Consider the following 23,090-nt stretch of genomic DNA (forward strand, 5'->3'; position numbering starts at 1 on the left):
CAATATGAACGCGACGCCAGCTGTTGCTGATGATTTGATCGTTATCGGCAAAATTTATTCGGTTCATGGCGTTCGCGGCGAAGTGAAGGTGTATTCCTTTACTGATCCGACTGAAAACCTGTTGCAGTACAAAACCTGGACGCTCAAGCGCGAAGGTAATGTGAAACAGGTCGAGCTGGTCAGCGGACGTGGGAGCGACAAGTTCCTGGTCGCAAAGCTCAAGGGTCTTGATGATCGTGAAGAAGCGCGTCTTCTGGCCGGTTATGAGATCTGCGTGCCGCGCAACCTGTTCCCTGAATTGACCGACGGCGAGTACTACTGGTACCAGCTGGAAGGTCTGAAGGTCATTGATCAACTCGGGCAATTGCTCGGGAAAATCGATCATCTTCTGGAAACCGGCGCCAATGATGTAATGGTGGTCAAGCCTTGCGCTGGCAGCCTGGATGATCGCGAACGCCTGTTGCCCTATACGGAGCAATGCGTGTTGGCCGTCGACCTTGCCGCAGGCGAGATGAAGGTGGAATGGGATGCGGACTTCTAAGCGTGGCTAACTTGCGCGTAGAAGTGATCAGTTTGTTTCCCGAGATGTTCTCCGCCATCAGCGAGTACGGCATCACCAGTCGTGCGGTGAAACAGGGGCTCTTGCAGCTCACCTGTTGGAATCCGCGAGACTACACGACGGATCGACATCACACTGTGGACGATCGCCCATTTGGCGGTGGCCCGGGCATGGTGATGAAGATCAAGCCCCTGGAAGATGCGTTGGTTCAGGCCAAGGCAGCAGCCGGGGAGGCGGCGAAGGTAATTTACCTGTCCCCCCAAGGCCGTCAACTGACTCAGTCGGCGGTACGCGAGTTGGCGAATCTGGATGCATTGATCCTGATTGCCGGCCGCTATGAAGGCATTGACGAGCGTTTTATAGAGGCTCATGTCGATGAAGAGTGGTCGATTGGCGACTATGTACTGTCTGGCGGCGAGCTGCCGGCGATGGTCCTGATCGATGCGGTTACACGACTGCTGCCTGGAGCTTTAGGGCATGCGGACTCCGCCGAGGAAGATTCCTTTACGGATGGTTTGCTGGATTGCCCGCACTACACCCGACCGGAGGTGTATGCGGATCAGCGTGTTCCCGACGTGTTGCTAAGTGGCAATCACGCGCATATCCGGCGTTGGCGTTTACAGCAGTCCCTTGGTAGGACCTTTGAACGACGCGCCGATCTTCTGGAAAGCCGCTCGCTTTCTGGAGAAGAGAAGAAGCTGCTCGAGGAATACATCCGCGAGCGGGACGATAGTTAACAACGTATCGATGGTAGATCCGACGATTTACCTTAGGAGCACAGCATGACTAACAAAATCATCCTTGCACTCGAAGCAGAGCAGATGACCAAAGAGATCCCTACCTTTGCCCCGGGCGACACTATTGTCGTTCAGGTGAAAGTGAAGGAAGGCGACCGTTCGCGTCTGCAAGCGTTCGAAGGTGTTGTTATCGCCAAGCGTAACCGCGGCGTAAACAGTGCTTTCACCGTTCGTAAAATCTCCAACGGTGTTGGCGTAGAGCGTACTTTCCAGACCTACAGCCCGCAAATCGACAGCATGGCCGTTAAACGTCGCGGTGACGTACGTAAAGCCAAGCTGTACTACCTGCGTGACCTGTCCGGTAAAGCAGCTCGCATCAAGGAAAAACTGGCTTAAGTCCAGCTTCCGATGCAGAAAAAAGCAGCCTACGGGCTGCTTTTTTGTTGCCCGCGATTTATCTTCCTTGGCCGTATTGCCCGTCTTGCCTGAGCCTTTATGCCCGCCATCGATCATCCACTGATAGACCAATTCCTCGACGCTCTGTGGCTGGAGAAAGGTCTTTCCGATAACACCCGCGATGCCTATCGCAGCGACCTGGCCCTGTTCCACGGCTGGCTGCAGGAAAAAGGGTTGGAGTTGGTCAATGCCGGCCGCGAATTGATCCTCGATCACTTGGCCTGGCGTCTGGAGCAAAACTACAAACCCCGCTCGACGGCGCGATTTCTCTCCGGCGTGCGTGGCTTCTATCGCTATTTGCTGCGTGAAAAGTTGATCGCGGTCGATCCAACGTTACGCGTCGATATGCCTCAACTCGGTAGGCCATTGCCTAAATCGTTGTCGGAAGCCGACGTGGAAGCACTGCTAAAAGCACCAGACCTGAGCGAAGCCATCGGCCAGCGCGACCGCGCCATGCTCGAAGTGCTTTATGCCTGCGGCTTGCGTGTGACTGAGTTGATCAGCCTGACACTGGAGCAGGTCAATCTGCGCCAAGGCGTGTTGCGAGTGATGGGCAAGGGCAGCAAGGAGCGGCTGGTGCCGATGGGCGAGGAGGCGATTGTCTGGGTCGAGCGTTACATGCGCGATGGCCGCCAGGAGCTGCTCGGCGGGCGTCCCAGCGATGTCATGTTCCCCAGCCAGCGCGGCGAGCAGATGACTCGGCAGACCTTCTGGCATCGCATCAAGCACCAGGCCAAGGTTGCCGGGATCGGCAAATCGCTGTCGCCGCACACCTTGCGCCATGCCTTCGCCACGCACCTGCTCAACCATGGTGCGGACTTGCGGGTGGTGCAAATGCTGCTCGGCCACAGCGATCTGTCGACCACGCAGATCTACACCCACGTCGCCCGCGCCCGCTTGCAGGACTTGCATGCCAAACATCACCCGCGCGGATAAGCGCAGGGCTTTGTAGCAGCTGGCGAAGCCTGCGCCCGGCTGCGCAGCAGTCGTGAATCAGACACTGCGGTACTTCAGTTAAACCGACGATTCAGGGTTTACGACTGCTACGCAGCCGGACGCAGGCTTCGCCAGCTGCTACATAAAGCGTCGTACACCGGGAGTTAGGTGTCTTGTCACCCGCATTCGGCCACGCGGGCCTTATGTGGTAGGCTTTGCCGGTTTGCACGATGGGCGTTTATGACCCGGTGTTTCGGCACGGGCGTTCTGATCGTCCCATTTGTCCGCCTTCAGGAGTTCTCATGCGTCTGACCCAGATTTTCGCCGCCGCAGCTATTGCGTTGGTCAGCACCTTTGCCGTCGCCGATGACGCGGCCGACAAAGCCATTCGTAAAAGCCTGGAAAACCTCCAGCTCGAGGTGCCGGTAGAAACCATCACCGCCAGCCCGCTGCCAGGTCTGTACGAAGTCAAACTCAAGGGCAGCCGCGTGCTCTACGCCAGCGCCGATGGCCAGTACGTCGTTCAGGGCTACATGTTCCAGCTCAAGGACGGCAAACCGGTCAACCTGACCGAAAAGACCGAACGCCTGGGCGTGTCCAAACTGGTCAACGCAATTCCAGTCGCGGAAACCGTGGTCTACCCGGCGATCGGCGAAACCAAATCGCACATCACTGTGTTTACCGATACCACCTGCCCGTACTGCCACAAGCTGCACGCTGAAGTGCCTGAGCTGAACAAGCGCGGCATCGAAGTGCGTTACGTCGCGTTCCCGCGTCAGGGCCTGGGCTCACCGGGTGATGAGCAGCTGCAAGCGGTCTGGTGCTCGAAAGACAAGAAAGCCGCCATGGACAAGATGGTCGACGGCAAGGAAATCAAGGCCGCCAAGTGCGATAACCCGGTTTCCAAGCAGTTCGCCCTCGGTCAGTCGATCGGCGTGAACGGTACACCGGCCATCGTTTTGGCCGACGGCCAGGTCATTCCGGGCTACCAGCCTGCGCCACAAGTCGCCAAACTGGCGCTGGACGCGAAATAAATTCGCATCGTCACGGTCAGCCATTGACGATCATGGTTCGGCGGCAGCGTTCGCCGAGCCATTAATAGAGAACCGCGAGTATGCGGTTGTTTTCACGGCCGGCCTTGAGTCGGCCGTTTTATGGGGAGTTCACAGTGAAACCGGTCAAAGTAGGCATCTGTGGGTTAGGGACCGTCGGTGGCGGCACCTTCAACGTACTTCAGCGTAACGCCGAGGAAATTGCTCGTCGTGCCGGGCGTGGAATCGAAGTGGCACAAATTGCCATGCGCACGCCAAAGCCTCAGTTCCAGACGACCGGTATTGCGATTACCAACGATGTCTTCGAAGTGGCCACGAACCCTGAGATCGACATCGTCATAGAGCTGGTGGGCGGCTACACCGTTGCCCGCGAGCTGGTACTCAAAGCGATCGAGAACGGAAAACATGTTGTGACCGCGAACAAGGCGTTGATCGCCGTTCACGGTAATGAAATTTTCGCCAAGGCCCGGGAGAAGGGCGTGATTGTGGCGTTCGAAGCCGCCGTGGCCGGTGGCATTCCGGTGATCAAGGCGATCCGTGAAGGTCTGTCGGCCAACCGCATCAACTGGGTCGCCGGAATCATCAACGGCACCGGTAACTTCATCCTCACCGAAATGCGTGAGAAGGGCCGGACTTTCGAAGACGTACTCGCCGAGGCGCAAGCCCTGGGTTATGCCGAGGCCGATCCGACCTTCGACGTTGAAGGCATCGACGCGGCCCACAAGCTGACGATCCTGGCGTCCATCGCGTTCGGTATTCCGCTGCAGTTCGACAAGGCCTACACCGAAGGCATCACCAAGCTGACCACCGCTGACGTGAACTACGCCGAAGCGCTGGGCTATCGCATCAAGCACCTGGGCGTGGCGCGCAGCACCGCGGCCGGCATCGAACTGCGCGTGCACCCGACGCTGATCCCGGCCGACCGCCTGATCGCCAACGTCAATGGCGTGATGAACGCGGTGATGGTCAACGGTGATGCCGCCGGTTCGACCCTGTTCTACGGCGCTGGCGCTGGCATGGAGCCGACCGCTTCGTCGGTGATCGCCGACCTGGTGGACGTGGTTCGCGCCATGACCTCCGACCCGGAAAACCGCGTACCGCACCTGGCCTTTCAGCCGGATTCGCTGTCGGCCCACCCGATCCTGCCGATCGAGGCCTGCGAAAGCTCCTATTACCTGCGCATCCAGGCCAAGGATCATCCGGGCGTGTTGGCGCAGGTGGCGAGCATCCTGTCGGAGCGCGGCATCAACATCGAATCGATCATGCAGAAGGAAGTCGAAGAACACGACGGCCTGGTGCCGATGATCCTGCTGACTCACCGCGTGCTGGAACAGCACATGAACGACGCGATCACCGCCCTGGAAGCCTTGGCGGGCGTAGTCGGTCCGGTCGTACGGATCCGCGTCGAGCACCTGAACTAAGCCGTTATCGTTCACCGGGCTCGCCTGCGAGCCCGGGTTTGCGAACACTGTCTATTGGAGCCAGTTATGCGTTATATCAGTACCCGCGGCCAGGCACCGGCCCTGAATTTCGAAGACGTCCTGCTGGCCGGTCTGGCCACGGACGGTGGTCTGTACGTCCCGGAAAACCTGCCACGTTTCACCCAGGAAGAAATCGCTTCCTGGGCCGGCCTGCCGTATCACGAGTTGGCCTTCCGGGTGATGCGCCCGTTCGTGACCGGCAGCATCCCCGATGCCGACTTCAAGAAGATTCTTGAAGAAACGTATGGCGTGTTTTCCCACAACGCCGTAGCGCCATTGCGTCAGCTAAACGGCAACGAATGGGTGCTGGAGCTGTTCCACGGCCCGACCCTCGCATTCAAAGACTTTGCCTTGCAGCTGCTGGGTCGTCTGCTCGACTACGTGCTGGAAAAACGCGGTGAGCGCGTAGTGATTGTCGGCGCCACCTCCGGCGACACCGGTTCGGCCGCCATCGAAGGCTGCAAGCACTGCGAAAACGTCGACATCTTCATCCTGCACCCGCACAACCGTGTGTCCGAAGTGCAGCGTCGCCAGATGACCACCATCTTCGGCGAGAACATCCATAACATCGCCATCGAAGGCAACTTCGATGACTGCCAGGAAATGGTCAAGGCCAGCTTCGCCGACCAGAGCTTCCTCAAAGGCACGCGTCTGGTGGCCGTGAACTCGATCAACTGGGCGCGAATCATGGCCCAGATCGTTTACTACTTCCATGCAGCCCTGCAGTTGGGCGGCCCGGCACGTTCGGTATCGTTCTCGGTGCCGACCGGCAACTTTGGCGACATTTTCGCCGGTTACCTGGCGCGCAACATGGGCCTGCCGATCAACCAGTTGATCGTCGCCACCAACCGCAACGACATCCTGCACCGCTTCATGAGCGGCAATCAGTACGTCAAGGACACGCTGCACGCCACGCTGTCGCCGTCGATGGACATCATGGTGTCGTCGAACTTCGAACGCCTGCTGTTCGACCTGCACGGTCGCAACGGCGCAGCGATCGCCGGGCTGATGGACACCTTCAAACAAGGTGGTGGTTTCAGCGTCGAACAGGAACGCTGGACCGAAGCCCGCAAGCTGTTCGATTCGCTGGCCGTGGATGACGCTCAAACCTGCGAAACCATTGCCGAAGTTTTTGAGCAAACCGGCGAACTGCTGGATCCGCACACCGCCATCGGCGTGAAGGCGGCGCGCGAGTGCCGTCGCAGCCTGGATATCCCGATGGTGATCCTCGGTACGGCGCATCCGGTCAAATTTCCGGACGCAGTGGAAAAAGCAGGCGTAGGAAAAGCACTCGAACTACCTGCACATCTTTCTGATTTGTTTGAGCGAGATGAGCGCTGCACCGTGCTGCCAAATGACCTGAAAGCCGTGCAGGCCTTTGTCAGTCAGCATGGCAACCGCGGCAAGCCTCTGTAACCAATTAAAACTGTCACATTTTGAAGCCCGTCTCCTGACGGGCTTTCTCATTTCTGCATGTCACACTTGTTGGGTTTTCGCCCCATGAAGGACGGGCGAGTTGATCACGAAGGAAGTGGCAATGCTGTTTTTCAAAGGGTTAAAACCAGCTGCATGCTGGATGTTTTTTTTAGTCGGCACCCTGGGTTTTGCTCAATGGGGGAGCGCGTCGCAATTGGCGGCGACCGATTCCAAAGGATCGGTTGCTGGCCTAATGATCGAGCTGGATGCTCAGGAGTCGAAATGGATTGCCGAGCATTCAAAAGTCATCGTCGCATCGGTGCAATATCCGCTGTACCTGTTCAAGGATGAGCACGGTCAATGGAGCGGTTTGAACAATGATCTGCTCAACCGCATCAGTGCGATGACGGGATTGCAGTTTGTTCACGAGGAATCGTTTTCCACCGATCAGTTGCTCGGGCGACTGGAAAGTGGCGCAGCGGACATGAGCACGACGCTGGCGATGAATGACGAACGCAAGACGTTTCTGGATTTCAGTCATGCGTTCGGTGGCGCTGGCTGGGTGTTCGTCGGGCGGGCCGGGGCGCCAGAGGTGCAATCCCTGGAGCAGCTGTCGGGACAGGTTCTGGTGTTGCCGACCCGGCATGCGCTGGAGGCCACGATTCGCCGCGACTATCCGGACATCGACCTGCGCTCGGTTAAAACCTATGCGGAGGCCCGGGCGCTGGTCGAGAGCGGTGAGGCCTATGCCACCATCGAAAACGAAACCGGAGCACAACTCTATCCGTCCGGGCAGCTCAAGGTCGGGTATACGGTCGAGGGCAAATGGGAGGCGGACCACCTGGCCGTACGCAAAGGTCAGCCTCAGCTGTCGAGCATCCTCAACAAGGCGCTTGAAGCGCTTGATCCTGCTGAATTGCGCGCCATTCGCCTGAAATGGCTCAATGGGATTGCCCCCATTAAGGTGCCTGGCGCCTGGCACCGACTCGCCGAGTGGGGCTGCTGGGGAATGTTTATCGTCAGTCTGTTCGGCCTGTTGTCCCTGCTCTGGAACCGACGGCTCACGGTATTGATCCAGCAACGCATGGATGCCGAGAAAAGTCTGAGTGATCAGCTCGCCTTCCAGCATGCGTTGATGGACGCCATGCCCGATCCGATGTTTGTTCGTGATCTGGAAGGCCGTTTGATCATGTGCAACAAAAGTTATGAGGAGGGCTTGTCGACCCGTTTCGACCAGGTTCAGGGGCGACAGCTGATTGAACTGGACGTCTTGCCCAAAGAGACTGCCGAACTGCTGCATGCAGAGTTCATGGCCCAGCTCGGAACGCGCAAGACCCGCTTCAGTGAGCGTCAATTGATGTTCAACAACGGCGTCAGGCATGTCTATCAGTGGACGGTGCCTTTTTACAGTGCCGACGGACAATTGCGGGGCCTGCTGGGAGGCTGGACCGATATTGGCAAGCGTAAGAAGCAGGCGTGACGCGGCTGTTTTTTCTCTGTCATCTTGGCCGTGCATGCTCTATTGACCCGCGGCGCAGTTTCACCAGCAGTCGGTATCCAGAACTTTCTTCTCGAGCCAGTGGTCATTTACTGTAGGCACGCCCCAGGCACTTTGTTTTCGGACTATTGAGTGGTGATCGAGATGGAAAGTATCAGTCTATTGCTCGGTGAAGCTCTGAGCCCGTATCAGGTAACGTTGACCCCGTCGGGGACCCATGGCGAATGCCTGGTGACACTGAAAAATGCGACCGGCGCGATCGTGGTCGAGCGGGCGTTCAATCAGGACCAGTTGACCAGCAAACGTCTGCTGACGGATGTCGTCGACGGTTTGCATCGCGACGTGCTGATCGCCGAAGGCAGGCTGGAGCCCTGCGTCATCGCGGCGTTGCGTAATGCTGCTCAGGACAAGATCCTGGCCAACCGAAATTGAATTGTTTTTTGTGGGAACCTTCCTGCGCTTAGGTCAGTCAGACCATGTAACAGCAGGATCAAGCATTGTGCTCCGGTGCTTGTAGCTTGCTGCCACTGGCCTTTATATAGGCCACGTTTAACCCCGAGTCGTCTCCCCACTTCTCGGGGTTTCTTTTTGCCTGCGATTTGTCATTGCTCGGCCTGCTGTAAGAAAAATGCCCGGCTGGCTTCCAGGTAGTCGCTGCGACTCTCGGGGTCCAGCCAGGCGGCGTATGCCTCGCTTAAGTGATCGTGGGGCAGGGTGCGCAGCAGTTGGTTGATCTCGATGATCGCCTGCCGGCCCTGGGGAGTGTCAGTACAGCCAATGTAACCGGACAGGTATTTGCCCGTGCCGCGAATCGGGTAGAACTGCAATTCATCTTCCGCGATCCCTTGCTGCTGGGCCTGGTAGCGGATTTCCGAGCGGTACCCCAACAGCATCCGCAAGCGCCCCAAGCGTTGCATTTGCAACAGGCTGCCCAAAGCGTCGTTGCCGTAGTGGAGGGTCAGTGAGTTGGCTGGCGCTTGTTTGAGCAGCGCGTCGAGATATTCGCCGTAGTTGCGCTCGGCAATAATGCCCAGTGTCTCGCGGCCACTGGCCAGCAGAGCCGCCAGGTCCACTTCGCCGTCCTTGATAAAGGGCGTCAACATCTCCCGATCAACGCGTCGCACTGCAAGGCCGTTACTCATGGCCCGAAACACCGGAATGGAAAATGCGATCCAGCCATCGCGCTCCTTGCTCCAGTTCAGCGCTGCATCGCACGTGAGGGATGGCTCGTGGAGCATTTGCAAGCCACGAGCGCGATTGACTCGCATCAGGGAGTGTTCATATTGCGGCATGCGGGCGATCAGCAGCGGTAACAGTTTATCGATGACGCCCTGGCCCTTTTTCGATCCTTCGAAAATCATCAGCGGTGGAAGATCGCGCAACAGCCAGACCAGGGTTTCCCTCGGTTGCGCCAACGTTGGCTGAGCCTGGCCGGCGAGCAACAGGAAAAACGCGTACGCGCACAATGCTCGTCCGCCGCGCGTCAGGCAGTGGTTGATGGGCCGCGCAAGCAGGCGCCTCAGCTTAGATGGCCCCGTCTTCACGCAGTTTTGCGATCTGTTCCTTGTCGTAACCAAGATCGTTGAGTACCTGCGCATTGTGTTCGCCCAACTGCGGCCCGACCCATTCCGAAGTACCGGGTGTCTCAGAGAGTTTCGGCACGATTCCCGGCATCTTGAAATCTTTACCGTCCGGCAACTTGGCCTTCAGGAACATTTCCCTGGCCAGGTACTGCGGATCACTGAACATGTCTTCAGCACTGAAGATCCGGCTGGCCGGTACATCGGCCTGATTCAACTGCTCGATGATAGTGTCCAGCGGCAGCGAGTTAACCCAGCGATCAATCACCCCATAAATCTCGTCGCGACGGCTATCGCGTCCGTCGTTGCTCGCCAACGCAGGGTCATTGGCCAGGTCCTCGCGACCAATGATCAGCATGAAACGTTTGAAGATCGCATCGCCATTGGCGCCGATCTGCACATGTTTGCCGTCGGCACTGGTGTGGATCGAGGAGGGCGTGATGCCCGGCATGATGTTGCCAGTGCGTTCGCGGATGAAACCGAACACGTCGAACTCCGGGACCATGCTTTCCATCATGGCGAAGATCGCTTCATACAGCGCCACATCCACCACTTGGCCGAGGCCACCGTTGACCTCGCGATGACGCAACGCCATCAATGCGCCGATCACACCCCAGAGTGCGGCGATGGAATCGCCGATGGAAATTCCGGTGCGCACCGGTGGTCGGTCTTCGAAGCCGGTGATGTAGCGCAGGCCACCCATGGATTCACCGACGGCGCCAAAGCCTGGCTGATCCTTCATCGGCCCGGTCTGACCGAAACCCGAGAGACGCACCATCACCAGTTTCGGGTTCAAAGCGTGCAAGACGTCCCAGCCCAGGCCGAGTTTTTCCAACACGCCCGGGCGAAAATTCTCGATCAGAATGTCCGCTTCGCTGAGCAGTTTTTTCAGGATCGCCAGGCCGTCGGGGTGTTTGAGGTTCAGGGTCAGGGATTTCTTGTTGCGCGCCTGGACGAACCACCACAGCGAGGTGCCTTCATACAGCTTTCGCCATTTACGCAACGGATCGCCACCATCGGGGGACTCGATTTTGATCACCTCGGCACCGAACTCGCCGCAAATGCGCGAGGCAAACGGCCCGGCGATCAGCGTACCCAATTCAATGACTTTCAGACCTGAGAGCGGTTTTCCGGTGAGCGGCATGCTGGATCCTGTAGGACAAAGGTTGAGCGAATACAGGGTTTTAACATAGCCGAACGTCAGACGACCAAGGTTGATCGCCTTCAATTCGTGGATTGCCTACCGCATCGGTTAGACTTGCCGCCTTTCCCCGTATCAAGAAGCCCGTTCATGGCCCAGCCGTCCACGACCTACAAGTTTGAACTGAACCTTACCGACCTCGACCGCAGCGTGTACGAGAGCGTGAAGCAGACCATCGCCCGTCACCCTTCGGAGACCGAAGAGCGCATGACCGTGCGGCTGCTGGCCTACGCCTTCTGGTACAACGAGCAGTTGTCGTTCGGTCGCGGTCTGTCAGACGTGGACGAACCAGCCCTGTGGGAAAAGAGCCTGGACGACCGCGTTCTGCACTGGATCGAAGTCGGCCAGCCAGACGCCGATCGCCTGACCTGGTGCTCGCGTCGCACCGAACGCACCAGCCTGCTGGCCTACGGCAGCCTGCGCGTCTGGGAGACCAAAGTGATCCCGGCGATCAAAAACCTGAAAAACGTGCACATCGCTGCTGTTCCGCAGGAAGTGCTGGAAACCCTGGCCAAGGACATGCCGCGGGTTATCAAGTGGGACGTGATGATCAGCGAAGGGACGATTTTCGTCACCGACGACCGTGGTCAGCATGAAGTCCAGTTGCAGTGGCTGAGCGGCGAACGCGGCTGATTACTCGCTGCTGGTCCGCTTTATCCGGTTTTGTCCTACGTATCCAAGAGAAGCACCTGTCACCCCATGCGCATCGAACCTCGCCTGTTGCCCGACACCCTGCCATTCCTCGGTGATCTGCCGCCGCTGCTGACCCGTCTTTACGCGGCGCGGGGCGTGCTGTCCGAGGCTGAACTGGACAAGAGCCTGGCGCGGTTGATTCCATTCCAGCAACTCAAAGGCATCGATGCAGCGGTGGATTTGCTGGTGACGGCGCTCGAGCAGTGTCAGCGGATTCTGATCGTCGGTGACTTCGACGCCGATGGCGCGACGGCCAGTACCGTGGGCATGCTGGGCTTGCGCTTGCTGGGCGCGGCGCACGTCGACTATTTGGTGCCGAACCGATTCGAGTACGGCTACGGCCTGACGCCGGAAATCGTTGAAGTGGCGCTGACCCGTACACCACAGTTGCTGATCACTGTGGACAACGGTATCTCCAGCGTTGAAGGCGTGGCGGCGGCGAAAAAGGCCGGGCTCCAGGTGCTGGTCACCGATCACCACTTGCCCGGTGACGAGTTGCCGTTGGCCGATGCCATCGTCAATCCCAACCAGCCAGGTTGCGAGTTTCCGAGCAAGGCGCTGGCCGGCGTGGGGGTGATTTTCTATGTGCTGATGGCCCTGCGTGCGCGTTTGCGCAGCCTCGGCTGGTACGAGAGCAAGCCGCAGCCGAACATCGGCGAGTTGCTGGACTTGGTGGCGCTGGGCAGCGTCGCCGACGTGGTACCGCTGGATGCCAACAACCGGATTCTGGTGCACCAAGGCCTGGAGCGGATTCGCGCCGGGCGCGCGCGGCCGGGGATCAAGGCGATCCTCGAAGTCGCCAAGCGTGACCACACACGCATCACCTCTACCGACCTGGGTTTCATTGTTGGCCCGCGTCTGAACGCGGCGGGGCGTCTGGATGACATGAGCCTGGGCATCGAATGCCTGCTCACCGAAGACGCCGGTCTGGCGCGTGAAATGGCCGCTCAACTCGACGGCATGAACCAGGACCGTAAATCCATTGAGCAGGGCATGCAGCGTGAAGCGCTGGCTCAACTGAAGGATTTGCCGGTCGAGTCGATGCCGTTCGGTCTGTGCCTGTTCGATCCCGAGTGGCACCAAGGTGTCATCGGAATCCTCGCATCGCGTATGAAAGAACGCTATTTCCGTCCGACCATTGCCTTTGCCGATGCCGGCGATGGCTTGCTCAAGGGCTCGGGGCGTTCGGTTCAGGGGTTTCATATTCGCGACGCGTTGAGCGTGGTGGCGGCGCAGCATCCGAACCTGATCAGCAAATACGGCGGCCATGCGATGGCGGCCGGACTGACGCTGCCGGAAGCGAACTTTCCGTTGTTCGCCGAAGCCTTTGACGCGGAAGTGCGCAGGCAATTACGCGAAGAAGACCTGACCGGGCGATTGCTGTCGGACGGCACACTGGCGGTCGAGGAATTTCACCTTGAACTGGCCCGCGCCCTGCGTCATGCCGGACCTTGGGGGCAGCACTTCCCGGAACCGCTGTTCCACGGCGTGTTCCAGTTGGTCGAGCAGCGGGTGGTCGGCGAGCGGCACCTCAAAGTGGTGCTGAAAAGCGAATGCGGCTCGGTAAAGCTGGATGGCATTGCCTTCGGAATCGACCGCGACATCTGGCCGAATCCGACCATCAAGTGGGTGGAATTGGCCTACAAACTCGACCTCAACGAGTTCCGTGGCAACGAGACGGTGCAGTTGATGATTGCCCATATCGAACCGCGTTGAAGCGATCTTCTGGCACCCAATCCATCTGAACCCTCCCTCATCCCCCGATGTCGACTAGTCTCTAAGCACTGCTTGATTATCCTTGTGACGTCTTGTCGAATTTTTTGCCCGCGGGGGCGGGTGCTGCACCTTTTTCCTGTCACTCGTCGACTTTTCAAACAGAACCCTGGAGCCTGCCCACTGATTCGAGAGGTGCCCCATGAGTCTGCTGCTTGAACCCTATACCCTTCGCCAATTGACCCTGCTCAACCGCATTGCGGTATCGCCGATGTGCCAGTACTCCAGCATTGATGGACTGGCCAATGATTGGCACCTGGTCCACCTTGGCAGCCGCGCTGTCGGCGGGGCCGGCCTGGTATTTACCGAAGCCACGGCGGTGACCGCCGACGGACGCATCACCGCCGAGGACCTCGGCCTGTGGAACGATGAACAGATCGAACCGTTGCAACGCATCACTCGCTTCATTGCGGCACAAGGCGCTGTGGCCGGCATTCAGTTGGCTCACGCCGGGCGTAAGGCCAGCACCCATCGGCCGTGGATCGGTAAACATGGCAGCGTCAAACCCGAAGACGGTGGCTGGGTTCCGGTGGGCCCTTCGCCGATTGCTTTCGACCCGCAGCACACCCACCCCAAGCAGCTCGATGATGGTGAGATCGCTGAGGTCATTCAGGCCTTTGTCGCTTCAGCCCAGCGAGCACTGACCGCCGGTTTCAAAGTGGTGGAAATACACGCCGCTCACGGCTACCTGTTGCATCAGTTTCTTTCGCCCCTGAGCAATCAGCGGCGCGATCAATATGGTGGTTCATTCGAGAATCGCATCCGGCTGGTGCTGCAAGTCACCGAAGCGGTGCGTGCGGTGTGGCCTGAAGAGCTACCGCTGTTCGTGCGGGTCTCGGCCACCGATTGGGTGGAAGACGGCTGGAACCCGGATGAAACCGTGGAGCTGGCGCGACGCCTCCAAGCGTTGGGCGTAGACCTGATTGACGTCTCGTCGGGCGGTACTGCGGCCAACGCCGAAATTCCTACAGGTCCCGGTTATCAGACCCGCTTCGCCGAACGAGTGCGCAAAGAGTCAGGTATTGCCACCGGCACGGTAGGAATGATTACCGAGCCGGCGCAGGCCGAGCACATTCTGCGCACCTGCCAGGCGGACATCATCTTCCTTGCCCGTGAGCTGTTGCGTGATCCGTACTGGCCGCTGCATGCCGATGATGACCTGGGTGGACGCAAGGCCATCTGGCCGGCGCAGTATCAGCGGGCCACCCATCGTGAACAGCCGATTCACGAGTCGGATTTGCGCGACTGAGTGATGCTGTAAAACCAAAAAGCCCCGATCGAGTTGACCGGGGCTTTTGCGTTTCTAGGCCGGGATTTTTATTGTCTGGCCTGGCGTCATCGCGAGCAGGCTCGCTCCCACATTGGATCTCCATGAGACACCAAATTTTTGTCCGACAAAGATCACCTGTGGGAGCGAGCCTGCTCGCGAAGGGGACCTCTCAAACGGTGACTTACCCTCAGGTGTACTTACGCTTATCCGGTGCAGGCGGGAAGTACTGGTACAACCAGGTTTCACTCAACGTCCGGTCATTGGTGCGAATGAACAACCGCAGTTCCACCGGCGCCACGCTGTCATTGGTCGGGTACCAGTCAAAGGTAATGCGGTAACCCTTGATGTCATCCAGCACCAGCACGTTGAAATCCTTCACTTGCCCATTTGAGCACGTGACCACCGGCTCGATCCCTGCGCCTTCAGGCAAACGGTCCAGACCGCCTCCGGTGAAGTCCACGGCAAACCGTCGCGCCCAGACTTCCGGGTAATGCTCGCCGGGGGCCCAACCTTCGATGAAGCCGCCCATGCCCGAACGAGTGGCGTTGACCCGCGCCAACGGCGTGCTGACCGGTGGCAGTGCGCTCCAGTACAGCTTGTAGCCGTAGTTCAGGGAGTCGCCGGCGGCGACCGGTTTCTTCGGGGTCCAGAACGCGACGATGTTATCCAGGGTTTCGCCGGTTGTAGGAATTTCCATCAGATCAATAGAGCCTTCACCCCACGCGGTCGTAGGTTCTACCCACAGGCTCGGACGCTTGCTGTACCAGTCGACGGTGTCTTGATAGCTGTCGAACTCATGATCGGTCTGCACCAGGCCGAAACCTTTCGGATCGGTGTCGGCGAAGGCGTTGAATTGCAGGGTGGCCGGGTTATTCAGCGGGCGGCAGATCCACTCACCGTTGCCGCGCCACATGGCCAGGCGATCCGAGTCGTGGATCTGTGGGTGAATCGTGTCGCACATGCGTCGTTCATGGGTGCCGCAGCTGAACATGCTGGTCATCGGCGCGATGCCCAGTTGTTCGATGGCAGTGCGCGCATTGATGTGGGCATCGATGCCCATGACAACCTGGCTGGCCTGACAGTCGATGTCGAAACGGTAGGCACCGGTGGCGCTCGGTGAATCCAGCAGGGCGTAGACCACGAAGCGGGTGCTGTCCTTGTCCGGGGTCTCGAACCAGAACTTGGTGAAGTCCGGGAACTCCTCACGCTTCTTGGCATAGGTATCGATCGCCAGACCGCGTGCCGACAGACCGTACTGGCCCGAGGCATCGACCGCACGGAAATAGCTGGCGCCGAGGAAGGACAGCACGTCGTGCTGGTCCAGCTCCGGAGCCTTGAACAGCTTGAACCCGGAAAACCCCAGATCGCCCGTGAGCTGCTTGGTGTCGACCGTGGTTTTCTCATAGTTGAACAGGGAAGGGCGGAAATGCACCTCCCGCGCCTGACGAGTCTTGGGGTCGACGCTGTACATGCGCACCGGTTGCTTGAAACCCATGCCGACGTGGAAGAACTGCACATCCAGCTGACCGTTGAGGTCATTCCACAGCGAGTGGTTGCCGTCGTAGCGGATCGCATTGAAGTTTTGCGGTGTCATGGTCGCCAGGGTCGGCGGCAACACCTGCTTGGTGTCCTGATAGCGATTGCCGGCGAGCTGCTTGGCCTGGATCTTCAGCGCTTCGAAGTCGAACGCCTGAGCCTCGCCATCCGCCGCGCCGGTACCGGCCCAGGCCCGGGCAGCCAGCAAACCGGTGGCTGATAATCCGGTGTAGGCAGCGATGGCCATGGATGCTTTGAGCAAATTCCTGCGGTACATAAGTTCAACCTGTCGTGAACAATCCCGGGCCGTTCCTGGCACGTGCTGGATCAAAAATAAAGGTTCGGACATGCCTTCGGCCAAACGCAACGGACATTAAACAGATAACAAATAGCTTAAACCGTTCGGTTGTGTAGAAAAAATGATTGGTAGCACTTTGGCTTCGTGGCAATGAAACAAGAAATGTCGGTTAAGTTTTCTGACAGTACTTTCTGATTTATAGGGCATTTCTGCTTTTTTTGACTAATTACTCTAAAAATCGCTTTTCACCGCCGCGATAGTTTCTATTCTGTGTTCATGACCGACCTCTGCCCTTCAGGCCGGCGACTACAAAAAGGAGAGGGCGATGCGGTTTTTGAAGTTTTCTCGGGCTTATAGAAGGACATCGTCCATGACGAAAGTACAAGGCATCACCCAGTTGCTGGGAATCCTTCCTTGCCTGACCACTGTGCGCCGAAGGCGTCGGGTCAGTTCGGACGAGATGAAGTTGTTGGAGCGCTATCGGGAGTTGTCGGAAAGCGACCAGATTGCGATGCGGTATCTGGTGGATGCGATGAGGAGTGTTTCGCGGTTTTGAAGGAAGGAGATTGAGGCATGTTGGAAAACCAAAGGGATGGACTGCAAAGTCCGTCCCTTTGTGCATCAACTCAACGGCAACCAGTGGTGAATGGCCGTTGTGCCTGCATCAGATCAGGCATGTCCCGCCATTTGATCCAGGCCTGATGCTGCCAACGCAGCAGCGGCACCGAGATCCCGGCCCACTGCAATGAACTCAGGCTTGGAATGTTATCCACAGATGTTGCTTTCGACTCACGCAGCGTGGGTATGACTTCATTGCTCAGCCATTGGCGCAGGTTTCGGTTTTCTGGGACAAAATGGTGAATCAATAGGGCGTACATCCCTGATTCGCTGACCATCAGCGATTCGACCGTTTTGCCGTTCTTCAGCATCCAGACATATTGGCGCTGATCGGGATCAAGTTTCAGGGTAAGGCGTTGGTCCATCGGACGGCCCATCAAACGACCCAGATCCTGGACGCAGAACCAGGCTTGGTTGTCCTGCATGAAGGCGTGGAGGAAGCGGTTGTGGCGGGTGAAGATGGTTGGGGAGAAGTAAGGTAGAAGCGAGTTTTGAGCGTGTGCTGACATGAAGTGACTTCCGTTTTGAGTAGGAAAGTCGCCACCAACCCTTCGACAGGTTGGGTGGCGGACCGAGTGGCGTTCGAAGTCGGGACACTTCCAATCAAAACGGAAGCCGGAAGGCCCGCGCCACACGGCCCGCCATAAATCAGAACTGAAGACATGAAACTGCCTCAATTCTATGGGGGCGCATAAGCACCGTTTTGAAATTTCCCGGCTTCGACCCCGGGTCGCTGATTTTGCAGCGACGAGGTAAAGCCTATCGTTCAGGCGCTCGCGGCGCCAAGTCTACCTTGGCGCCGCATGCTGTAGGAATCGGTGTCTTTTCTGGAAGGTTCGATCTGTAGGAATTGCCTGTTTTTGCACGAGAGTCAGCGCCACGCGGCGTTTGACTGGAAACTCTGTTTTTCATTGCCTATGGTCAAAAAGCGCCAAGGAAATTTCGGTGCTTATGGACAGGGTTTAAAAATGGAGAATATCTTGAAAGTATCCCTCAAACAGATAAACGGTCCTTGGGGCCTGGGATGGGTGCTGGACAAGCACCAATCTACGTCGCGGCATTAACTTGGAAATAAGATAGATGACAACTGTATTTATTGCGGGCTCTATTAATATCAAGCACCTTGATCCGAAGGTTAAAGAGCGTATCAGTAATATCGTTGATTCAGAGTTTGATGTCGTGGTTGGCGACGCAGGCGGAGCCGATACTTCTATTCAAGAGTATCTGTTAAGCCTGGCCCGATCTAAAACTACTATTTATTGCAGTGGCGTGGTCCCGCGAAACAATCTTGGAGAATGGCCGGCTAGGACAGTGGAAACCAAGCACTCCAAAGGGTCGCGAGCTTTTTTTACGGCGAAGGATGTTGTCATGGCCGAGGCCGCGGATTACGGCTTGATGATATGGGATGCAAAAAGTACTGGAACATTGAGTAACGTAATTGAGCTGTTGTCTCGAAAGAAAAAGTCGCTCGTTTTCGTTAATAAAGAAAAAGCTTTTAAGGTGGTAGGGAATGTGAGTCAGCTTGAGGAGCTTGTTGCGTTTATGTCGGACTACGCTAAACAAAAGGCAGATGAAAAAATCAAGCTTTTCGATCGCATATCTTTGCTGAAGCACGATCAAGCAGAACTGTTGCTTTGATGGTTTTCTCTTCAGTCAATAGCTGCCATTAACTCCCCTTTCTCTAGGAGTGTGAGAAAGGGGATATTTCAGCATCGGCAGTACTAACGGTGCCGAGAGAGCAAAATCCTTATCGACTAACCTTCCAAGCATCCCCCGCAGGCGCAGTCCCATGGTCATACGGCTTGGCAAGCCACATGTAAACCAGCCCCAACCCAATCACGATGGCAGTACTCAACACCATCGCGTAGTTGATGTACCACGCCGCATCCGGCGTGCGCGGCCAGGCCATGTTGATGATCGCGCCAACGCCATAGACCAGTGCGCCGATGTTCACGGCCCAGCCCCAGGCGCCGAGGGTGAACTTGCCGCTTGGTTTCCAGCCTTTCATGCGCGCATACAAAGCGGCGAGCACGATCATCTGGAACGCCAGGTAGATACCAATCGCCGCGAAGCTGACGATGGTTGCCACTGCATCCTGCAGGAAGAAGCCCAGCACAATGATCAGCGCCGGCAGGACGCCGGACACGAACAGCGCCGCAACTGGAATCTGAGTCGTAGGGGAAATCTTCTTCAGCAGTGAGCTGCCGATGACCATTTCATCCCGAGCGTACGAATACAGCAGACGGCTCGCCGCCGCTTGCAGGCTGATGACGCAGGAGATGAAGGAAATCATGACCACGCCCATCACCACTTTCGAACCGACCGGGCCGAAGGCGTTGTTGAGAATAGTGGTGACCGGATCCTTGTCGGTGCCGTTGATCACCGCTTGCATGTCTGGCACGGCGAGGATCAGCGCCAGGCAGGCGAACATCGCCGCGATGCCGCCGATGTAGATGGTCATGCGCATGGCCACCGGGATCTGCTTGCTTGGGTTCGGGGTTTCTTCGGCCACGTCGCCGCAGGCCTCGAAGCCGTAGTACAGGAACATCCCCGCCAGCGAAGCGGTGAGGAACGCCGGCAGATACGAGCCATCGACACTGATATCGAAGGTGTTGAACAACACACTGATCGATTGATGACGCTCGAAGATCAGCAGGTAAACGCCGACGATCACCGCACCGACCAGCTCGCACAGGAAGCCGAACATGGCGATCCGCGCCAGCACTTTGGTGCCGCTGAGGTTGACCAGGGTGGCGAACAACGTCAGGAACAGTGCGATGACGATGTTGGTGTTGTTGCTCGGTTCAAAGCCCATCATGGCGGCAAGGTACGGACCGGCGCCCACCGCAACGGCGGCGATGGTGACGCACAGGGCGATGGAGTAGATCCAGCCGACCATCCACGCCCAGCGCTTGCCCACCAAGCGACGAGCCCACGGGTACACGCCACCGGAAATCGGGAACTGCGAGACCACTTCACCGAAGATCAGGCACACCAACAACTGGCCGCATCCGACCAGCAAATAAGCCCAGAACATCGGTGGCCCACCGGCGGCGAGGCACAGGCCGAAGAGCGTATAAACCCCTACGACCGGAGAGAGATAAGTGAAGCCCAGGGCGAAGTTTTCCCACAGGCTCATGCTGCGATTGAAGTTCGAGGTGTAGCCCAGCTTGCGCAGTTGCTCGGCGTCGCTGTCGGCAACGACTGCGGAGAGTTCGGATGATGCACTCATGGTGTGTTAACTCCGGAAAATCGGCAGATTTCGGATGTCCGAAACCGTGGCAGGGCCATGACGGCGCTGCCCGGATCGGTAATTTTTGTTTTGTGTTGCGATGCTTTTAGTGCTTGAACATCACATGCCGAACGACGGTGTAGTCCTCCAGCCCGTACATGGACATGTCCTTGCCATAACCGGACAGTTTCTGACCGCCATGAGGCATTTCGCTGACCAGCATGAAGTGCGTATTCACCCAGGTGCAGCCGTACTGCAAGCGTGCGGATAAGCGATGCGCACGACCGACGTCCGAGGTCCAGACCGATGACGCCAGGCCGTAGTTGGAATCGTTGGCCCAGCTCAGCACCTGCGCTTCATCGGTGAATTTGGTCACCGACACCACCGGTCCGAATACTTCGCGACGAACAATCTCGTCGTCCTGCTGAGCGTCGGCCAACACAGTTGGTTCGAAGAAGAAGCCATTACCCTCAACAGCCTTGCCGCCCGTGATCAAACGGATGTGCGCTTGCGCCACGGCACGCTCGACAAACCCGGCCACGCGGTCGCGATGTTGCGCGGTGATCAACGGACCGAGCTCGGTCGACGGATCATCTTGCAAACCGTACTTGATGCTGCTGACCGCTTCGCCGAGTTTCTCGACGAACGTGTCGTAGATGCCTTCCTGCGCATAGATGCGGCAGGCGGCGGTACAGTCCTGGCCGGCGTTGTAGAAGCCGAAGGTGCGAATGCCTTCCACGGCGGCGTCGATGTCGGCGTCGTCGAAGATGATCACCGGAGCCTTGCCGCCCAGTTCCATGTGCATGCGTTTGACGCTGTCGGCGGTGCTGGAAATGATGTTCGAACCGGTGGCAATCGAACCGGTCAACGAGACCATGCGCACTTTCGGGTGTGTGACCAATGGGCTACCAACCGTAGGACCACGACCGAACACCAGGTTAAGCACGCCGGCCGGGAAAATCTCCGACGCCAGTTCCACCAGACGCAGCGCGGTCAGCGGGGTTTGTTCCGACGGCTTGAGCACCACGGTATTACCCGCTGCGAGGGCCGGGGCGATTTTCCAGGCGACCATCATCAGCGGGTAGTTCCACGGTGCGATGGACGCGATCACGCCAACCGGGTCGCGACGGATCATCGAGGTGTGGCCGTGCAGGTATTCACCGCCCGCCGAACCGCTCATGCAACGGCTGGCGCCGGCGAAGAAACGGAACACGTCGGCAATTGCCGGGATCTCGTCGTTCAGTGCAGCGCTGTAAGGCTTGCCGCAGTTGTCCGACTCCAGTTTGGCCAGCTCTTCGCCGTGGGCTTCAATGGCGTCGGCGAGTTTGAGCAGCAGCAGCGAACGTTCTTTCGGCGTGGTTTGCGACCAGCCTTCGAAGGCGCTGTCGGCGGCCCGCACGGCGGCATCGACCTGGGCTTCGCTGGCTTCGTTGATTTCCACCAACACACGACCGAGGGCCGGGTTGAACACCGGTTGGGCGGGGCCTTCTCCGTTGATCAGTTGGCCATTGATCAAGAGTTTGGTTTGCATGGCTTTGTCCTCTTCGGAACTGTTGTTTTTTCTCTGTCGGAACCGACCCAAATGTGGGAGCAACTGTCTTGATGACCTTTATTTTGAAAGCATATTGATAGACAGCTGAATTCCCACAGCTTTACGCCATGCGATGCCCTACAGGAACACCGCGACCCGTTTTAGGCCAAGGGTTGTTTCCACTCAGTTCGGTCTCGGATCATGGCGTTCAGCCGTATCAACAACACACGCATACAGGCGATGAGCGCTACTTTTGCGCATTTACCCTTATGACGCAGTGCGTCATACCGCGCTTTGAACTCAGGCTGTCGCTGAATCACCACCCAGCACGCCATGTACATTGCCCGACGCGCAGCAAACCTGCCGCCGCTAATGTGGCGGGGGCCTTCATGCTTGCCACTGTCGTCGTTGTAGGGGGCTATGCCTGCCAGCGCTGCAATCTCGTGCCGTCCAACCTCGCCCAGTTCGGGTAAGTAGGCCATCAAGCTGGCTGCCGTCACGAGCCCTATACCCTTGACCGAGCACAAACGGGCCGTTTTATCACTGTCCAGGTCTTTAGCAGTTTGACGGATCAGCTTTTCTATCGACTTTATGGCTTGGCATAAATAGTCGATATGACTTCGCAGACAGGGTTTTACCGTGTCAGCAGAGGCTGTTTTAAGGCGCCGTATATCGTCGCCTTGCTGCTGAACAAAATTTTCGCGCTGCTGTACCAGCGCACGCAAATTGTCCTGTTCAGGGCTGGTGATTCGGTTGCTTGGCGACTTTATGACTTCGGCAAACTGCGCGAGCAGCCGCGCATCTATCGGGTCGGTTTTAGCGCGCTGCCCCATGGCCTTGGCAAAATCCCTGGCTCGGCGAGGGTTGATCCGCAAGACTTCGAAGCCGGCAGCCTGAAGCGCTTTCATGACCTCTCGCTCATAGCCGCCGGTGGCTTCCAGCAATACGCGGCTGACCTGATAGCGCTTTAACCAGTCAATCAGCGCAAGGAAATCACTGGCGGTATTGAGGTGACTCGCGCCAACGTCTTGCGGGTTAATCCGAACTTCAAGGGTATCTTTGGAAACATCGATGCCTGCGCAGGAAAACATAGCCGATCCCTCTTACACTCAAAGGTGAGAGCGCTCTGGCTGGGCACCACGCTTGTAATGTTCGAGGTCGGCTCGTTCAACTGTTCGGGCTCAATAACCAGAGCGGAGAGGTGAATGGCAGCATGGGCTCCC

Annotated in this window: 21 protein-coding genes; 14 read left to right on the forward strand and 7 right to left on the reverse strand. The window is 57.8% G+C overall.

Features of this window, described 5'->3' with window-relative positions; translation table 11 throughout:
* Positions 1-4: 4 nt before the first annotated feature.
* The 9 genes from rimM (at position 5) to QFX16_RS05625 (ending at position 8,567) form a co-directional block, all read left to right on the forward strand.
* The gene (rimM, locus tag QFX16_RS05585) at positions 5-541 is read left to right on the forward strand and encodes a ribosome maturation factor RimM (protein ID WP_046053340.1); all 537 of its coding nucleotides are present in this window, start codon (positions 5-7) and stop codon (positions 539-541) included.
* Positions 523-1,296: a tRNA (guanosine(37)-N1)-methyltransferase TrmD gene (gene trmD / locus QFX16_RS05590; RefSeq protein WP_154503229.1), complete on the forward strand. Its 774-nt coding sequence runs from the start codon at positions 523-525 to the stop codon at positions 1,294-1,296. Before rimM ends, trmD begins: the two co-directional genes overlap by 19 nt.
* Positions 1,297-1,341: 45 nt before the next feature.
* Positions 1,342-1,692 carry a 50S ribosomal protein L19 gene (rplS, locus tag QFX16_RS05595; RefSeq protein ID WP_003175895.1) on the forward strand — a complete coding sequence of 117 codons (351 nt, stop codon included), beginning with the start codon at positions 1,342-1,344 and terminating at the stop codon, positions 1,690-1,692.
* A 99-nt stretch (positions 1,693-1,791) separates the two neighbouring features.
* A complete protein-coding gene (gene xerD, locus QFX16_RS05600) occupies positions 1,792-2,688 on the forward strand; it encodes a site-specific tyrosine recombinase XerD (protein ID WP_283183143.1) in 897 nt (298 codons plus the stop codon).
* 302 nt (positions 2,689-2,990) lie between these two features.
* Entirely contained in the window at positions 2,991-3,722 is a 732-nt protein-coding gene (gene dsbC, locus QFX16_RS05605) for a bifunctional protein-disulfide isomerase/oxidoreductase DsbC (RefSeq protein WP_283183144.1), read from the forward strand.
* 134 nt (positions 3,723-3,856) lie between these two features.
* Positions 3,857-5,161, forward strand: a complete 1,305-nt coding sequence (locus QFX16_RS05610) for a homoserine dehydrogenase (protein ID WP_283183145.1) — start codon at positions 3,857-3,859, stop codon at positions 5,159-5,161.
* 66 nt (positions 5,162-5,227) lie between these two features.
* Positions 5,228-6,637 (forward strand): threonine synthase, encoded by a 1,410-nt coding sequence (gene thrC, locus QFX16_RS05615; RefSeq protein ID WP_129441497.1) that lies wholly within the window; start codon positions 5,228-5,230, stop codon positions 6,635-6,637.
* A 121-nt stretch (positions 6,638-6,758) separates the two neighbouring features.
* Positions 6,759-8,117, forward strand: coding sequence for a transporter substrate-binding domain-containing protein (locus QFX16_RS05620; protein ID WP_283183146.1), 1,359 nt, complete (start codon positions 6,759-6,761; stop codon positions 8,115-8,117).
* A gap of 162 nt (positions 8,118-8,279) precedes the next feature.
* Complete coding sequence (locus tag QFX16_RS05625; protein WP_283183147.1) at positions 8,280-8,567, forward strand: DUF3509 domain-containing protein; 288 nt, start codon at positions 8,280-8,282, stop codon at positions 8,565-8,567.
* A gap of 170 nt (positions 8,568-8,737) precedes the next feature.
* Here the strand turns inward: QFX16_RS05625 and QFX16_RS05630 are convergent, their stop codons facing one another.
* On the reverse strand, positions 8,738-9,733 hold the full coding sequence (locus QFX16_RS05630; RefSeq protein ID WP_283183148.1) for a TIGR02285 family protein: 996 nt from the start codon (positions 9,731-9,733) through the stop codon (positions 8,738-8,740).
* Entirely contained in the window at positions 9,660-10,859 is a 1,200-nt protein-coding gene (locus QFX16_RS05635; RefSeq protein WP_283183149.1) for a CaiB/BaiF CoA transferase family protein, read from the reverse strand. The genes QFX16_RS05630 and QFX16_RS05635 overlap by 74 nt, the downstream gene beginning before the upstream one ends.
* A gap of 147 nt (positions 10,860-11,006) precedes the next feature.
* Between QFX16_RS05635 and QFX16_RS05640 the strand changes: the two genes are divergently transcribed.
* From QFX16_RS05640 to QFX16_RS05650, 3 genes are all read left to right on the forward strand, one after another.
* The gene (locus tag QFX16_RS05640; RefSeq protein ID WP_007897614.1) at positions 11,007-11,549 is read left to right on the forward strand and encodes a YaeQ family protein; all 543 of its coding nucleotides are present in this window, start codon (positions 11,007-11,009) and stop codon (positions 11,547-11,549) included.
* A gap of 66 nt (positions 11,550-11,615) precedes the next feature.
* Positions 11,616-13,325, forward strand: a complete 1,710-nt coding sequence (gene recJ, locus QFX16_RS05645; RefSeq protein WP_283183150.1) for a single-stranded-DNA-specific exonuclease RecJ — start codon at positions 11,616-11,618, stop codon at positions 13,323-13,325.
* A 199-nt stretch (positions 13,326-13,524) separates the two neighbouring features.
* The gene (locus tag QFX16_RS05650) at positions 13,525-14,631 is read left to right on the forward strand and encodes an NADH:flavin oxidoreductase/NADH oxidase (protein ID WP_283183151.1); all 1,107 of its coding nucleotides are present in this window, start codon (positions 13,525-13,527) and stop codon (positions 14,629-14,631) included.
* 208 nt (positions 14,632-14,839) lie between these two features.
* On the opposite strand, the gene QFX16_RS05655 is transcribed toward QFX16_RS05650, so the two are convergent.
* The gene (locus tag QFX16_RS05655; RefSeq protein WP_283183152.1) at positions 14,840-16,465 is read right to left on the reverse strand and encodes a glucan biosynthesis protein D; all 1,626 of its coding nucleotides are present in this window, start codon (positions 16,463-16,465) and stop codon (positions 14,840-14,842) included.
* Between the two features lie 391 nt (positions 16,466-16,856).
* Here QFX16_RS05655 and QFX16_RS05660 point away from each other — a divergent pair, with 391 nt between their 5' ends.
* The gene (locus tag QFX16_RS05660; protein ID WP_008151642.1) at positions 16,857-17,042 is read left to right on the forward strand and encodes a hypothetical protein; all 186 of its coding nucleotides are present in this window, start codon (positions 16,857-16,859) and stop codon (positions 17,040-17,042) included.
* Positions 17,043-17,112: 70 nt separating this feature from the next.
* Here the strand turns inward: QFX16_RS05660 and QFX16_RS05665 are convergent, their stop codons facing one another.
* Positions 17,113-17,613: a BRO-N domain-containing protein gene (locus tag QFX16_RS05665; protein ID WP_283183153.1), complete on the reverse strand. Its 501-nt coding sequence runs from the start codon at positions 17,611-17,613 to the stop codon at positions 17,113-17,115.
* 571 nt (positions 17,614-18,184) lie between these two features.
* Between QFX16_RS05665 and QFX16_RS05670 the strand changes: the two genes are divergently transcribed.
* Positions 18,185-18,742, forward strand: a complete 558-nt coding sequence (locus QFX16_RS05670) for a hypothetical protein (RefSeq protein WP_283183154.1) — start codon at positions 18,185-18,187, stop codon at positions 18,740-18,742.
* A gap of 109 nt (positions 18,743-18,851) precedes the next feature.
* Here the strand turns inward: QFX16_RS05670 and QFX16_RS05675 are convergent, their stop codons facing one another.
* From QFX16_RS05675 to QFX16_RS05685, 3 genes are all read right to left on the reverse strand, one after another.
* Positions 18,852-20,336, reverse strand: coding sequence for an APC family permease (locus QFX16_RS05675; RefSeq protein ID WP_283183155.1), 1,485 nt, complete (start codon positions 20,334-20,336; stop codon positions 18,852-18,854).
* Positions 20,337-20,442: 106 nt separating this feature from the next.
* A complete protein-coding gene (locus QFX16_RS05680) occupies positions 20,443-21,867 on the reverse strand; it encodes a gamma-aminobutyraldehyde dehydrogenase (RefSeq protein ID WP_283183156.1) in 1,425 nt (474 codons plus the stop codon).
* 161 nt (positions 21,868-22,028) lie between these two features.
* Positions 22,029-22,958 carry an IS110 family transposase gene (locus QFX16_RS05685; RefSeq protein WP_283183157.1) on the reverse strand — a complete coding sequence of 310 codons (930 nt, stop codon included), beginning with the start codon at positions 22,956-22,958 and terminating at the stop codon, positions 22,029-22,031.
* Between the last annotated feature and the right edge of the window lie 132 nt (positions 22,959-23,090).

This window comes from Pseudomonas svalbardensis (assembly GCF_030053115.1).
Lineage (GTDB): Bacteria > Pseudomonadota > Gammaproteobacteria > Pseudomonadales > Pseudomonadaceae > Aquipseudomonas > Aquipseudomonas svalbardensis.